The sequence below is a fragment of the Pseudomonas sp. GV085 genome (assembly GCF_003050925.1).
Classification (GTDB): Bacteria; Pseudomonadota; Gammaproteobacteria; order Pseudomonadales; family Pseudomonadaceae; genus Aquipseudomonas.
On sequence record NZ_QAOV01000003.1, the window covers coordinates 307,790 to 321,652 of the forward strand.

Genomic DNA, 13,863 nt, shown 5'->3' on the forward strand with positions numbered 1-13,863 from the left:
CTGTTGCTAATACGCATACCGCAGCATCGTATGTGGCAAATGCTGCAACACGAAGAAGCCGAACAATGTCAGCAACGCCGGCAATACCAGCCACCAGACCTTGGGTGGCAAGGCGTTGAGCGGTTCCTTGCGCTGGATCAGCCACAGGCTCGCTGCACAAACACACGCTGCCAGCATCGCACCGGCCAGTACATCCGTCGGCCAATGTGCGCCGAGGTACACCCGTGACAGCGCAATTGCCATCGCTGGCAGGCAGCCCACTAATAGCCAGGTCAGGCGCATCCGTGGCGGTTGTCCACGGCCGGCCAGAACGGCGAGGGTCAGGAACAGCGCAAAAGATCCCGACGCATGGCCACTGGGCATGCTGTAACTGGTCAGCGGATCGCTCAGCACATCGGGGCGCACGCGGGCAAAGAACTGTTTGGTCGCGGTGTTCGACAATGCCGTGCAGAGCAGGGTGGTTGCGGCGAAGGTCGCCGGGCGCCATTGACGCATCAGCAGCAGCAACCCGGTCAGCAGTGCGCTGAGCAGCAGCATGTTGCGGAATTCGCCGATCAGCGTGAAGACCACTGCAACCTCATCGAGCATCGGGCTGCGATGTTCCTGCACCAGGGTCATCAGCCCTTGATCGAGGGCGTTCAGGTACGGATAGCCGATGAACAGCCCTGCCAGAATGAGAAAACTCATGCCGGCGATTAACCCTGTAGCCCTGCGATGCTGGCGCAAGCTACTGGTGGCGCTCAACCCCACCAAGACCGCAATGCTGCCGGCAACGATTCCGGCCTGAGCCCAGAAACCTTCAGGCAATGGCAAGCGAATCGCCGCACCGGTGGCCCAGCCAGGCAGCAAATAAGCCACCGACCACCCCGCGCCGGCCAGCAGGCTGACGGCGATGAAGCGTGGGAAGGGCATGTCGCACATGCCGGCGACCATGGGCAGCATCGGCCGCAATGGCCCGATAAAACGCCCGACCAGCAGGCTGGCGATGCCATAGCGCTGGAAATAGGTCTCGGCTCCGGCAATCCATTCCGGGTGATGGCGCAAACCGGGCAGGCGCCGGATATTTTGATGGAAGTGTCGTCCAAGGAAATACGAAGTCACGTCGCCCAGAACACCGGCGAAGAAACCCAGCAGCAAGGTTTCACTCAGCGGCAATGCACCGCTGCCGGCCAGCACCGCAACGGTGAACAGTAAAACCGTTCCGGGCACGATCAGCCCGGCGATCGCCAGGCATTCCACAAAAGCCACCAGAAATATCGCCGCCGCCAGCCATTGCGGGTTGACCGTCAACCAACCGGTCACGCTATCGAGCCATTGGCCCATATAAACCACTCCATCAAATATTCAATTGCTTCCAGGGGGTACGTGCAACTTTGAATACGCCATCGACCCCTGTAGGAGCGGGCTTGCCCGCCAAGGGGCCCTTCCAGTCGATATTAGTGTCGCCTGACACGGCGCCTTCGCGGGCAAGTCGGACCGCCGCATCGCCGCTCCTACAGGTTGTCAGTCAGGTCAGCACAAAATAATCGCGATCCTCGACCTGGCCCCGTCTTAGCGGGTTTCGCGTGCAATAAGCCGCGTAGGCAGCGTCGACGAAACGGTACATCAGGTGCTCATCGCGCCCGTGGGGGATGCCCAGGCGTGTAGTCTGGATGATGTGGGCGGGCGTCTGGCCGACGTGCTCTACCAGCAACACTTCATGGTCAAAGCGTTTGGCGTCCCACACCGGCACTTTCAGGCCCAGTGCCTTGCAGAGCAGGGTTTGCCCGGCGCAGAGTTTTTGTGACGGGCGAGGGTGGCCCTGGGCGTCGGGATTGTTCAATAGCATCTGTGCCAGGCTGGCCGGCCCGCTCAATTCATCGACCCACGGGTAGGCGGACTTGATCAGCACGGCGTTACCGGGCCCTTGGGCGCTGAAATTAAGGGAATCGCCGCCCCGGGCGTAATACATATAGATGTGGCCGCCATCCAGAAACAAAGCCTTACGCTTTTCTGTGTAGCCGAGGGATGCGTGGCTGCCTTTTTCCGCGCAGTAATAGGCTTCGGTCTCGATGATCCGGGCGCTGAGCCACAGGTCGCCGACCCGATGGCGTATGACTTTACCCAGTAAATCCCGAGCCAGAATTTGCGCGTCGCGGTCGAAAAACGCGTCCGGAAGGCCCTTGGGCAGGCTCGCAGCGGATGCTCGAACAGTCAGGTTGGACATGATGAACGACGTTTGTCAGGGCTGATTGAGTCGTGATGATAACAATTTGCAGCTTAATCCCGGCTGAACATCAGCAAATTGCCCTCCATTTCGACCATCCGCCCGTCACCGCTGTTAGTCCCGGGACGCGACAGCTATAATCTGCCGCTTTACTCTTTACCAAGACCTTATCAAAGACCACGCCAGACCATGACTGAGTCCGTTCTTGACTACATGACCCGCCTGGGTTGCGCAGCCCGCGAAGCTTCCCGCGTGATCGGCCGCGCCAGCACCGCGCAGAAAAACCGCGCCCTGCAGGCCGCCGCCAATGCGCTGGACGCTGCCCGCGCCGAGCTGACGGCGGCCAATGAGCTGGATTTGGCCGCCGGTCGCGCCAATGGTCTTGAGCCGGCCCTGCTTGAGCGCCTGGCTCTGACCCCGGAGCGTATCGACGGCATGATCGTCGGCCTGCGGCAAGTGGCAGCCCTGCCGGACCCGGTTGGCGCGATCCGTGACATGAGCTTCCGCCCGTCCGGTATTCAGGTTGGCAAGATGCGCGTGCCATTGGGCGTGATTGGAATCATCTACGAATCGCGGCCGAACGTGACCATCGATGCCGCGAGTCTGTGCCTGAAGTCCGGTAACGCGACCATCCTGCGTGGCGGTTCCGAGGCGATTCATTCCAATCGTGCCATCGCCGCCTGCATCCAGCGTGGCCTGGCCGAGGCCGGTCTGCCGGCCGCCGTGGTGCAAGTGGTCGAAACCACCGATCGCGCGGCCGTCGGCGCGCTGATCACCATGCCTGAATACGTCGATGTCATCGTGCCGCGCGGCGGCCGTGGCCTGATCGAACGTGTCAGCCGTGACGCCCGCGTACCGGTGATCAAGCACCTGGATGGCATTTGCCACGTTTACGTGAGTGAACACGCCGACCTGGCCAAGGCCCAGCGCATTGCGTTCAACGCCAAGACTTACCGTTACGGCATCTGCGGTGCCATGGAAACGCTGCTGGTGGATCAAACCGTCGCCAGGGCTTTCCTGCCGGCGATGGCGGCCCAGTTCCGCGAAAAAGGCGTCGAACTGCGCGGTTGTGAACGTACCCGGGCAATCATCGATGCCGTGGTCGCTACTGAAGAAGACTGGAGCACCGAGTACCTGGCGCCGATTCTGTCGATCCGTGTAGTCGACGCAATGGACCAGGCCATCGAGCACATCAACCACTACGGTTCCCATCACACCGATTCGATTGTCAGCGAACACCAGGGCGACACCCGGCGTTTCGTGGCCGAAGTCGACTCCTCGTCGGTGATGATCAATACCCCGACGTGCTTCGCCGATGGCTTCGAATACGGATTGGGTGCCGAGATCGGCATTTCTACTGATAAGCTGCACGCCCGCGGCCCGGTGGGCCTTGAAGGACTGACCTGCGAGAAGTACATCGTGGTTGGCGACGGGCAGTTGCGCGGACAGGAGCCGGCCTGACTTGGGCGACCTAAACCCGTCAGCCCCGGTCACCGCCAGCGAGCCAGCCCCTCGCCGCATTGGCGTGCTGGGCGGAACGTTCGACCCGGTGCACATCGGCCATTTGCGCGGTGCGCTGGAAGTCGCCGAAACACTGGCGCTCGATGAACTGCGACTGACACCCAGTGCCAGGCCGCCCCATCGGGATACGCCGCAGGTGTCAGCCAAAGACCGACTGGCGATGGTCGAGTGCGCGGTGGCCGGTGTGGCGCCGTTGGTGGTGGACGCCCGCGAATTGCAGCGGGACAAACCGTCCTACACCATTGATACCCTGGAGCTGATGCGCGCCGAACTGGCCGCAGATGACCAGGTTTTTCTGCTTTTGGGCTGGGACGCTTTTTGCGGCCTGCCCACTTGGCACCGCTGGGAAGAGTTGCTCCAGCATTGCCATATCCTGGTGTTGCAACGCCCGGATGCCGACAGCGAACCGCCGGATGCCTTGCGCAACCTGCTGGCAGCGCGCTCGGTGAGCGACCCGCTGGCCCTCAAGGGGCCGAGCGGACAGATTGCATTCGTCTGGCAGACACCGCTCGCGGTATCCGCCACCCAGATCCGTCAACTGCTGGCCAGCGGTAAGTCGGTACGTTTCCTGGTGCCCGACGCGGTCCTGGCCTACATCGATGCGCACGGACTCTACCGTGCGTCGAACTGAATAGGAGTGCCTCAAGGCACGTAGCAACAACGTGTATTGAAGCGCCCGAACATACGAGCAAAACGAGTTTTATATGACGAACAACGACGTAAGCAAAGTTAAGCGCAAAGGCACGTTCAAGAGTGCCCCGCTGCCGGAAAAGGTACTCGCTGCCGAGCCGCCTAAAGGCGACGAACTGGTCAAGATCGCCGTAGCCGCCCTGGAAGACGTCAAGGCCCAGGACGTGCTGGTCATCGATGTTCGCGACAAGCAGAGCATCACTGACTACATGATCATCGCCACCGGTACGTCCAACCGCCAGATCGGCGCGATGCTGGACAAGGTCCGCGAGGCCGTCAAAGCCTTGGGCATCAAGCCGCTGGGTGAAGAAGGCAAGGGCGACAGCGACTGGGTTCTGCTGGACATGGACGACGTGATCGTCCACATGATGACTTCCAATGCACGCCAGTTCTACGACCTGGAGCGCCTGTGGAAAGGTGCCGAGCAGAGCCGTGCAGCCGATGGCAAACACCACAGCCCTGAAGTTGGTCACGAGCACTTCAACAAGCTCAACAAAGACCAGGAATAAGGGACTGCTGTGCGACTGCGACTGATCGCCGTCGGTTCACGCATGCCCAAATGGGTGGAAGAAGGCTGGCATGAATATGCCAAGCGTCTTCCGTCCGAACTGGCGCTGGAACTGGTGGAAATACCGCTCAATACCCGCGGCAAGAACGCCGACGTGGCCCGTTTCATCCGTCAGGAAGGCGAAGCCATGCTGGCCAAGGTCGGGCCGAACGAGCGGATTGTCACTCTCGAAGTCCACGGCAAGCCCTGGAGCACCGAGCAACTGGCGGTTGAGCTCGATCGCTGGCGGCTGGACTCGCGTACGGTCAACTTCATGGTCGGCGGCCCCGAAGGGCTGGCGCCGGAAGTCTGTGCGCGGGCTGACCAGCGCTGGTCGTTGTCACCGCTGACCTTGCCGCACCCGCTGGTGCGGATCCTGATCGGCGAACAGTTGTACCGTGCCTGGACCGTGCTGTCCGGTCACCCTTACCACAAGTAGCTCTGCCCTCATGTCCCAGCCGATCCGCATCAAGGACCACGAAAAAGACGCCCGTCTGGTGCGTGGCCGCGTCGTGTTTGGGGCCACTGCAGTGGTGGCGCTGATTGGCGTGCTGATCGCGCGCCTGTATTTCCTCCAGGTGATCCAGTACGAGTACCACTCGACCCTGTCGGAAAACAACCGCGTCCATGTGCAGCCGATTCCGCCGCCCCGTGGACTGATTTTCGACCGCAACGGTGTCGTCATCGCCGACAACCGGCCCAGCTTCAGCCTGAGCATGACCCGCGAGCGCTCTGGCGATTGGCAGCAAGTGCTCGATGTGATCGTCCAGGTGCTGGAGCTGACCCCGGAAGATCGGGTGATTTTCGAGAAACGCATGCGCCAGGGGCGTCGGCCGTTCGAGCCGGTGCCTATCCTGTTCGAGTTGACCGAAGAGCAGATCGCGCGAATTGCCGTGAACCAGTTCCGCCTGCCAGGCGTAGAAGTGGTCGCGCAACTGGTCCGTCACTATCCGCAGGGTGCGCATTTTGCGCACTCGGTGGGTTACATGGGGCGGATCAACGAGAAAGAGCTGAAGATCCTGGATCCGGTGAGTTACAGCGGCACCCATCAAATTGGCAAAACCGGCATCGAGCGTTTCTACGAGCCTGAATTACACGGCCAGGTGGGTTACGAGGAAGTCGAGACCAACGCCCGGGGCCGCGTACTGCGCGTGCTCAAGCGTACCGATCCGATTCCCGGCAAGGACATCGTCCTGAGCCTGGACATCAAATTGCAGGAAGCCGCCGAAGCTGCGCTCGGTGGTCGTCGTGGTGCGGTGGTAGCGCTGGACCCGAAAACCGGTGAAGTGCTGGCGATGGTCAGCCAGCCGAGTTTCGACCCGAACCTGTTCGTCACCGGCATCAGCTCCAGGGCCTATTCCGAGCTGCGCGACTCCATCGACCGGCCGTTGTTCAACCGCGTGCTGCGTGGCCTGTACCCGCCGGGCTCGACCATCAAGCCGGCGGTGGCGATTGCCGGCCTGGATTCCGGCGTGGTGACCGCTTCGACCCGAGTGTTCGACCCCGGTTACTACATGCTGCCCAACTACGATCACAAGTACCGCAACTGGAACCGGACTGGCGACGGTTTCGTCGATCTCGATACCGCGATCATGCGCTCCAACGACACCTACTTCTATGACCTGGCCCACAAGCTGGGCATCGATAGGCTGTCGTCGTACTTGAGCAAGTTCGGTATCGGTCAGAAGGTCTCTCTGGACATGTTCGAAGAATCGCCGGGGTTGATGCCGACCCGCGAATGGAAGCGTGCGACGCGCCGGCAGGCGTGGTTCCCGGGTGAAACGCTGATTCTGGGGATCGGTCAGGGCTACATGCAATCGACCCCGTTGCAACTGGCCCAGGCCACTGCACTGGTGGCCAACAAAGGCATCTGGAATCGTCCGCACCTGGCCAGGACCATCGAAGGCGAGAAGCCGGTGGACCCTAACCCGATGCCGGACATCATCCTGCGCGACCCGTCGGACTGGACCAAGGTCAACCATGGCATGCAGCAGGTTATGCATGGTGCCCGGGGTACGGCGCGCAAAGCCTCGATCGGCGCGCAATACCGAATCGCCGGCAAGTCGGGTACGGCCCAGGTGGTCGCGATCAAGCAGGGTGAAAAGTACGACCGCTCCAAGGTCCAGGAGCGTCACCGTGACCACGCCTTGTTCGTCGGCTTCGCGCCGGCCGACGACCCGAAAATCGTGGTGTCGGTGATGGTCGAGAACGGCGAGTCCGGCTCCGGCGTCGCCGCGCCAGTGGTGCGTCAAGTCATGGATGCCTGGCTCCTGGACCAGGACGGTCGGTTGAAGCCCGAATACGCCAGCCCTATCAGTGCAGAGGCTACCGCCCGTGATGAATAACTTCGATCGCATGCTCTCCAGCGAGGATGTGATGCGTCGCCGTGCGACGCTGCTGCAACGCCTGCACATCGACGGTCCATTATTGATCCTGTTGCTGACTCTCGCCGCCGGCAGCCTGTTCGTGCTGTATTCGGCCAGTGGCAAAAGCTGGGATCTGCTGGGCAAGCAAGCTACTTCGTTCGGCATTGGCCTGGTGTCGATGATCGTCATCGCCCAGTTCGAGCCGCGCTTCATGGCGCGCTGGGTGCCGCTGGGCTACGTGGTCGGGGTAATGCTGTTGCTGGTGGTGGACATCATGGGCCACAACGCCATGGGCGCCACCCGCTGGATCAACATTCCCGGGGTGATCCGCTTCCAGCCCTCGGAATTCATGAAAATCCTGATGCCGGCGACGATCGCCTGGTACTTGTCCAAACGCACCTTGCCGCCCCAGCTCAAGCATGTGGGCGTCAGCCTGATGCTGATCGGCGTGCCGTTCATTCTGATCGTGCGTCAACCGGACCTCGGCACTTCGCTGCTGATCCTGGCCGGCGGCGCTTTCGTATTGTTCATGGGGGGCTTGCGCTGGCGCTGGATCCTCGGCGTACTGGCCGCCGCCGTGCCCGTGGCGGTTGCCATGTGGTTCTTCATCATGCACGACTACCAGAAGCAGCGGATCCTGACGTTCCTCGATCCGGAGAGCGATCCGCTCGGTACGGGCTGGAACATCATCCAGTCCAAGGCCGCCATCGGTTCCGGCGGTGTGTTCGGCAAGGGCTGGTTGCTGGGCACCCAGTCGCACCTGGACTTCCTGCCGGAAAGCCACACCGACTTCATCATTGCAGTAATGGGTGAAGAATTCGGCCTGGTGGGGATCTGCGCGCTGTTGCTGATCTACCTGCTGTTGATCGGCCGCGGACTGGTGATTACCGCCCAGGCGCAGACATTGTTCGGCAAGTTGCTCGCGGGCAGCCTGACCATGACGTTTTTTGTTTATGTTTTCGTCAATATCGGTATGGTCAGTGGCCTGTTGCCGGTGGTGGGGGTGCCGTTGCCGTTCATTAGCTACGGAGGAACTTCGCTGGTGACGCTGCTGTCAGCGTTTGGGGTTTTGATGTCGATCCATACCCATCGCAAGTGGATCGCACAGGTTTGAATAAGGTGAAACTTTCAATGCAAGTAATGCGTGGCTGGGCGACCCGGTATGCGCCATGGGTCGGCCTGGTAAGCATCCTTGGCACCGTGCAGGAAGCGTTGGCCGGCGACTACGAAGGCTCACCCCAGGTGGCCGAATTCGTCGGTGAAATGACCCGCGACTATGGTTTCGCCGGTGAACAATTGATGGGTGTGTTCCGCGACGCCGAGCGCAAGCAGTCGATTCTGGACGCCATCTCGAAACCCGCCGAACGGGTCAAGCAGTGGAGCGAATATCGCCCGATGTTCATCACCGATGCGCGCATAGCCCGGGGTGTGGATTTCTGGCGTCAGCACGAAGCGGTGTTGGCCCGTGCCGAGCAGGAATACGGCGTTCCGGCCCAGGTGATAGTCTCGATCATCGGCGTTGAAACCTTTTTCGGCCGTAATACCGGAAATTTCCGGGTGATCGATGCCTTGTCGACCCTGGGTTTCGACTATCCTCCCCGTGCCGAGTTTTTCCGCAAGGAATTGCGTGAGTTCCTGCTGCTGGCCCGCGAAGAGCAGGTCGATCCGATGACGCTCAAAGGCTCTTACGCCGGCGCAATGGGGTTGCCGCAATTCATGCCGAGCAGTTTCCGCGCCTATGCGGTGGATTTCGACGGTGATGGCCATATCAACATCTGGACCAACCCCGACGATGCCATTGGTAGTGTCGCCAGTTACTTCAAGCGTCATGGCTGGGGCGCCGGCGAACCGGTGGTCAGCCGTGCCGATGTCCGTGGCGATCAGGTCGACGAGGGTTTGACCGCAGGCATCGAACCGACGAAAACCGTCGGGGAGTTGCGAGCCCTGGGGTGGTCAAGTCATGATGCGCTGCGCGATGATATGCCGGTTACCGCTTTCCGCCTGGAAGGCGACAATGGCTCCGAGTACTGGATGGGCCTGAAGAATTTTTACGCGATCACGCGTTATAACCGCAGCGTGATGTACGCCATGGCTGTACATCAACTGTCTGAACAGCTGGTCCAAGCACGGGGCGTCAAGTAATGCGGGCATTGCCTATCAATAAACCCCTGAAGTTGATGGCATTCGCCGCGTTGGCTGTGCTGGTCGCCAGTTGTTCGACCAGCCGCGCGCCAGCCCAGAAGTCCACCACCGCCGTGCGCTCGACGCCGGGGCTGGACATCAACCGTGCCCACAAGGATGGCGCGCCATGGTGGGATGTCGATGTTTCGCGCATCCCGGACGCCACGCCGACCCTGCATACCGGCCCGTACAAGGCCAGCCCGTACTCAGTACTGGGCAAAACCTATTTTCCGTTGCAAGAATCCAAGACGTACGTGCAGTCGGGTACGGCGTCCTGGTATGGCACCAAGTTCCATGGTCAGAACACCGCCAACGGCGAAGTCTATGACCTGTACGGCATGAGTGCCGCACACAAGACCTTACCGCTGCCGAGTTACGTTCGGGTGACCAACCTGGACAACAACAAGAGCGTGATCCTGCGCGTCAACGATCGTGGGCCGTTCTACTCGGACCGGATCATCGACCTGTCATACGCGGCCGCCAAGAAACTCGGTTATGCCGAGACCGGTACCGCGCGGGTCAAGGTCGAGGGCATCGATCCACAACAGTGGTGGGCCGCCAAGGGCCGTCCGGCGCCTTTAATGCTCAACGAGCCGCAAGTCGCGCAGAATAGCGCCCCGGTGATCACGGCCTCGGCCGGCACCGTCGAGCAATGGACGCCCCCGCCGCAGCAACACGCCGCAGCCGTTGTGCCCGTACAACTTGCTGACGCAAAAAAAAACGCTTCTGCACCAGCCTCTGGCCAGTATCTGCAGGTGGGCGCGTTCGCCAACCCGGACGCTGCAGAACTCCTGAGATCGAAGCTCAGCGGGATGGTGAGCGCTCCGGTGTTCATCAGTTCGATCGTGCGCAATCAGCAAACCCTGCACCGGGTTCGCCTGGGGCCGATCGGTTCGCCGGGTGAGATTGCCCAGGTGCAGAACAGCGTGCGCCTGGCCAACCTTGGTTCGCCAAGTGTGGTCACCGAGTAATACGTAGGACTTGATTGACGATTCACCAGCGATTGGGGGGTGAATCAGGCTGTTGGCTCGTCGAAGAACAAAAGCCCGGCAAGGGTTACAGAGTGAGCAGCTGAACACGCGATGACTCGTTAGAAAGTCATCTGATTAGTTTTGCCCTTGGGCAGTTTCCATTAGCGATTTCGAGAGACGGATGAACATCACCACCTTTGCCAAACGCCTGTTCCTGTTAGTCCCGCTGCTCCTCTCACCTGCCGCGTTCGCGGTCGAGATGATGCCGTCGCCACCGCAACTGGCTGCCAAGGCCTACGTGCTCATGGATGCCAGCAGTGGCAACGTGCTGGTCGAGAACAATGGTGACCAGCGTCTGCCGCCGGCCAGCTTGACCAAGCTGATGACCGCGTACATCGCGACCCTGGAAATCCGTCGCGGCCAGATCGGCGAAAACGATCCGGTGACCGTCAGCGAGAACGCCTGGCGCACCGGCGGTTCGCGGATGTTCATCAAAGTGGGCTCGCAGGTCACCGTCAGCGACCTGCTGCACGGCATCATCATCCAGTCGGGCAACGACGCCAGCGTCGCGCTCTCCGAGCACATCGCCGGCAGCGAAGACGCTTTCGCCGACCTGATGAACAAGACCGTCGCCGACCTGGGCATGACCAACACCCACTTCATGAACCCGACCGGCCTGCCGAACCCTGAGCACTATTCGTCGGCTCACGACATGGCTGTGCTGGCCCGCGCGATCATCCACGAAGACCCGGCTCACTACGCGATCTACTCGCAGAAAGAGTTCTTCTGGAACGGCATCAAGCAACCGAACCGTAACCTGCTGCTGTGGCGCGACAAGACCGTCGACGGCCTGAAAACCGGTCACACCGACGAAGCCGGCTACTGCATGGTGTCTTCGGCCGTACGTGATGGCATGCGCCTGATCGCCGTGGTGTTCGGCACCAACAGCGAGGTGGCTCGTGCCGCAGAAACCCAGAAGCTGCTGACCTACGGTTTCCGCTTCTTCGAAACCCAGACCTTCTATCAGAAGGGCGCCGAACTGGCCCAGGCGCCGGTCTGGAAGGGTTCCACCAACCAGGTCAAGGCTGGCCTGGCTGAAGACCTGACCATGACCCTGCCCAAAGGCCAGCTGAAAAAGCTCGCTGCCAGCATGACCATGACCCCGCAACTGGTCGCGCCAATCGCCAAGGGCGACGTGATCGGTAAAGTCGAAGTGAAACTGGACGACAAGGTCGTGCACAGCGCTGATCTGATCGCTCTGGACGCTGTCGAGGAAGGTGGTATCTTCCGCCGCATGTGGGATAGCATCCGTCTATTCTTCTACGGCTTGTTCAACTGAATTTAGTGTGCACCTGCATGGCTCCGCGCTGATCTGGCGCGCAGCCATGCCCGTCGCCACGGCTTACGCTTACGAGGCCGTTACGCCATGACCGATACCGAAGTAAAGGCGCCAAAGATCGAATTCCCTGCCAATGATTATCCGGTTAAGGTGATCAGCGACACCGGCGTGGGCAACAAGGACAGGATCATCGACATCGTTCGCAAGCATGCAACGATCAACGATGAGCGTGTTGACGAGCGCCAGAGCAGCAACGGCAAATACACCACCATCCAGTTGCACATCGTCGCGACCGACCAGGACCAGCTGTACAACATCAACAGCGAACTGCGGGCCACCGGTTTCGTGCACATGGTGTTGTGATGTCTGGCACGCTGGGCTTTCGCGAGCTCGGCCAGATGGCTTACGAGCCGGTCTGGCATGCCATGCAACGCTTCACCAACGAACGCGGCAGCGATGCCGCCGACGAGATCTGGCTGGTAGAGCATCCACCGGTGTTCACCCAGGGCCAGGCGGGCAAGGCTGAACATTTGCTGCTCCCCGGTGATATTCCAGTAGTGCAGGTCGATCGTGGTGGTCAGGTGACATACCACGGGCCTGGCCAGTTGGTGGCTTATCTGCTGCTGGACGTGCGCAAGCTCGGGTTTGGCGTGCGCGATCTGGTCAACCGGATGGAGCAGTGCCTGATCGAGCTGCTGGCCAGTTACGGCGTCACCGCCGTGGCCAAACCCGATGCACCGGGTGTCTACGTCGACGGGGCGAAAATCGCCTCGCTGGGTCTGCGGATCCGCCATGGCTGCTCCTTTCATGGCCTGGCCCTGAACGTGGACATGAACCTGGAACCGTTTCGACGGATTAATCCCTGCGGCTATGCCGGGCTGGCGATGACCCAGCTGAGCGATCACGCAGGATCGATTGAATTTGCCGAGGTAAGTGCCCGGCTGCGCGCGCAGCTCGTCAAACACCTCGACTATGCTGAGCAGACGACCCTGACGGGCGGAATCGACTGATATGACTACTGATGCAGTGCAAACCATGATCCCGACGCTCGATGTCACCGAGCGCCCGGCCCCGCGTCCCAAGGTAGAGGCCGGCGTCAAGCTGCGCGGCGCCGAAAAGGTTGCACGCATCCCGGTGAAGATCATTCCGACTACGGAATTGCCGAAAAAACCGGACTGGATTCGTGTCCGCATCCCGGTTTCACCGGAAGTCGACCGCATCAAGGCCTTGCTGCGCAAACACAAGCTGCACAGCGTGTGCGAAGAGGCTTCCTGCCCGAACCTGGGCGAGTGTTTCTCCGGCGGCACCGCGACCTTCATGATCATGGGCGACATCTGCACCCGTCGTTGCCCGTTCTGCGACGTCGGCCACGGCCGTCCGAAGCCACTGGACGTCAACGAACCGGAAAGCCTGGCCATCGCCATCGCCGACCTGAAACTCAAGTACGTTGTGATCACCTCGGTGGACCGTGATGACCTGCGTGACGGCGGTGCCCAGCACTTTGCCGACTGCATCCGCGAAATCCGCAAACTGTCGCCGAACGTCCAGCTCGAGACCCTGGTCCCGGACTACCGTGGCCGCATGGACATCGCCCTGGAAATCACCGCTGCCGAGCCACCGGATGTGTTCAACCACAACCTGGAAACCGTGCCGCGCCTGTACAAGGCTGCGCGTCCGGGCTCGGACTACCAGTGGTCGCTGACCCTGCTGCAACGTTTCAAGCAGATGATGCCGCACATTCCGACCAAATCCGGTTTGATGCTGGGCCTGGGCGAGACCGACGAAGAAGTCATCGAGGTCATGAAGCGCATGCGCGAACACGACATCGACATGCTGACCCTCGGCCAGTACCTGCAACCGTCCCGCAGCCACTTGCCGGTGCAGCGCTTCGTGCACCCGGACACCTTCGCCTGGTTTGCCGAGGAAGGCTACAAGATGGGCTTCAAGAACGTGGCGTCCGGTCCGTTGGTACGTTCTTCGTATCACGCTGACGAGCAGGCCAAGCTGGTCAAGGCCGAGCTGATGTCGTCCTGATTCAGCGC

General features: G+C 61.0%; 14 protein-coding genes. 12 read left to right on the forward strand and 2 right to left on the reverse strand.

The features are described 5' to 3' along the window. Positions 1–6: 6 nt before the first annotated feature. The gene (locus C8K63_RS08625; protein WP_108216334.1) at positions 7–1,323 is read right to left on the reverse strand and encodes a bifunctional DedA family/phosphatase PAP2 family protein; all 1,317 of its coding nucleotides are present in this window, start codon (positions 1,321–1,323) and stop codon (positions 7–9) included. Positions 1,324–1,507: 184 nt separating this feature from the next. Beyond that, the gene (locus C8K63_RS08630; protein ID WP_108216335.1) at positions 1,508–2,206 is read right to left on the reverse strand and encodes a DNA-3-methyladenine glycosylase; all 699 of its coding nucleotides are present in this window, start codon (positions 2,204–2,206) and stop codon (positions 1,508–1,510) included. Positions 2,207–2,395: 189 nt separating this feature from the next. Here C8K63_RS08630 and C8K63_RS08635 point away from each other — a divergent pair, with 189 nt between their 5' ends. From C8K63_RS08635 to lipA, 12 genes are all read left to right on the forward strand, one after another. After that, complete coding sequence (locus C8K63_RS08635) at positions 2,396–3,667, forward strand: glutamate-5-semialdehyde dehydrogenase (RefSeq protein WP_108216336.1); 1,272 nt, start codon at positions 2,396–2,398, stop codon at positions 3,665–3,667. A 1-nt stretch (position 3,668) separates the two neighbouring features. Beyond that, entirely contained in the window at positions 3,669–4,358 is a 690-nt protein-coding gene (gene nadD, locus C8K63_RS08640) for a nicotinate-nucleotide adenylyltransferase (protein WP_108216337.1), read from the forward strand. Between the two features lie 73 nt (positions 4,359–4,431). Beyond that, positions 4,432–4,926 (forward strand): ribosome silencing factor, encoded by a 495-nt coding sequence (gene rsfS, locus C8K63_RS08645; RefSeq protein ID WP_108216338.1) that lies wholly within the window; start codon positions 4,432–4,434, stop codon positions 4,924–4,926. Positions 4,927–4,935: 9 nt separating this feature from the next. Continuing rightward, on the forward strand, positions 4,936–5,403 hold the full coding sequence (gene rlmH, locus C8K63_RS08650; protein ID WP_003185785.1) for a 23S rRNA (pseudouridine(1915)-N(3))-methyltransferase RlmH: 468 nt from the start codon (positions 4,936–4,938) through the stop codon (positions 5,401–5,403). A gap of 10 nt (positions 5,404–5,413) precedes the next feature. Then, positions 5,414–7,309 carry a penicillin-binding protein 2 gene (gene mrdA, locus C8K63_RS08655; RefSeq protein ID WP_108216339.1) on the forward strand — a complete coding sequence of 632 codons (1,896 nt, stop codon included), beginning with the start codon at positions 5,414–5,416 and terminating at the stop codon, positions 7,307–7,309. Between the two features lie 31 nt (positions 7,310–7,340). After that, on the forward strand, positions 7,341–8,444 hold the full coding sequence (rodA, locus tag C8K63_RS08660; protein ID WP_108216488.1) for a rod shape-determining protein RodA: 1,104 nt from the start codon (positions 7,341–7,343) through the stop codon (positions 8,442–8,444). Positions 8,445–8,461: 17 nt separating this feature from the next. Next, a complete protein-coding gene (gene mltB / locus C8K63_RS08665; protein WP_108216340.1) occupies positions 8,462–9,472 on the forward strand; it encodes a lytic murein transglycosylase B in 1,011 nt (336 codons plus the stop codon). Beyond that, positions 9,472–10,482, forward strand: coding sequence for a septal ring lytic transglycosylase RlpA family protein (locus C8K63_RS08670; RefSeq protein ID WP_108216341.1), 1,011 nt, complete (start codon positions 9,472–9,474; stop codon positions 10,480–10,482). Before mltB ends, C8K63_RS08670 begins: the two co-directional genes overlap by 1 nt. Positions 10,483–10,663: 181 nt before the next feature. Beyond that, positions 10,664–11,821 carry a D-alanyl-D-alanine carboxypeptidase family protein gene (locus C8K63_RS08675; RefSeq protein ID WP_108216342.1) on the forward strand — a complete coding sequence of 386 codons (1,158 nt, stop codon included), beginning with the start codon at positions 10,664–10,666 and terminating at the stop codon, positions 11,819–11,821. Positions 11,822–11,908: 87 nt separating this feature from the next. Next, positions 11,909–12,184, forward strand: a complete 276-nt coding sequence (locus C8K63_RS08680) for a DUF493 domain-containing protein (RefSeq protein ID WP_095941984.1) — start codon at positions 11,909–11,911, stop codon at positions 12,182–12,184. Next, complete coding sequence (gene lipB, locus C8K63_RS08685; protein WP_108216343.1) at positions 12,184–12,831, forward strand: lipoyl(octanoyl) transferase LipB; 648 nt, start codon at positions 12,184–12,186, stop codon at positions 12,829–12,831. Before C8K63_RS08680 ends, lipB begins: the two co-directional genes overlap by 1 nt. A gap of 25 nt (positions 12,832–12,856) precedes the next feature. Continuing rightward, complete coding sequence (lipA, locus tag C8K63_RS08690; protein ID WP_162276382.1) at positions 12,857–13,855, forward strand: lipoyl synthase; 999 nt, start codon at positions 12,857–12,859, stop codon at positions 13,853–13,855. Positions 13,856–13,863 lie beyond the last annotated feature (8 nt).

Excerpts from the sequence above, each read along its gene's own strand:
- C8K63_RS08675 (WP_108216342.1), top strand. The coding sequence starts at position 10,664 with ATGAACATCACCACCTTTGCCAAACGCCTGTTCCTGTTAGTCCCGCTG.
- lipB (WP_108216343.1), top strand. The coding sequence starts at position 12,184 with ATGTCTGGCACGCTGGGCTTTCGCGAGCTCGGCCAGATGGCTTACGAG.
- mltB (WP_108216340.1), top strand. The coding sequence starts at position 8,462 with ATGCAAGTAATGCGTGGCTGGGCGACCCGGTATGCGCCATGGGTCGGC.
- C8K63_RS08625 (WP_108216334.1), bottom strand. The coding sequence starts at position 1,323 with ATGGGCCAATGGCTCGATAGCGTGACCGGTTGGTTGACGGTCAACCCG.
- C8K63_RS08680 (WP_095941984.1), top strand. The coding sequence starts at position 11,909 with ATGACCGATACCGAAGTAAAGGCGCCAAAGATCGAATTCCCTGCCAAT.
- C8K63_RS08670 (WP_108216341.1), top strand. The coding sequence starts at position 9,472 with ATGCGGGCATTGCCTATCAATAAACCCCTGAAGTTGATGGCATTCGCC.
- lipA (WP_162276382.1), top strand. The coding sequence starts at position 12,857 with ATGATCCCGACGCTCGATGTCACCGAGCGCCCGGCCCCGCGTCCCAAG.
- mrdA (WP_108216339.1), top strand. The coding sequence starts at position 5,414 with ATGTCCCAGCCGATCCGCATCAAGGACCACGAAAAAGACGCCCGTCTG.
- rsfS (WP_108216338.1), top strand. The coding sequence starts at position 4,432 with ATGACGAACAACGACGTAAGCAAAGTTAAGCGCAAAGGCACGTTCAAG.
- C8K63_RS08630 (WP_108216335.1), bottom strand. The coding sequence starts at position 2,206 with ATGTCCAACCTGACTGTTCGAGCATCCGCTGCGAGCCTGCCCAAGGGC.
- rodA (WP_108216488.1), top strand. The coding sequence starts at position 7,341 with ATGCGTCGCCGTGCGACGCTGCTGCAACGCCTGCACATCGACGGTCCA.
- C8K63_RS08635 (WP_108216336.1), top strand. The coding sequence starts at position 2,396 with ATGACTGAGTCCGTTCTTGACTACATGACCCGCCTGGGTTGCGCAGCC.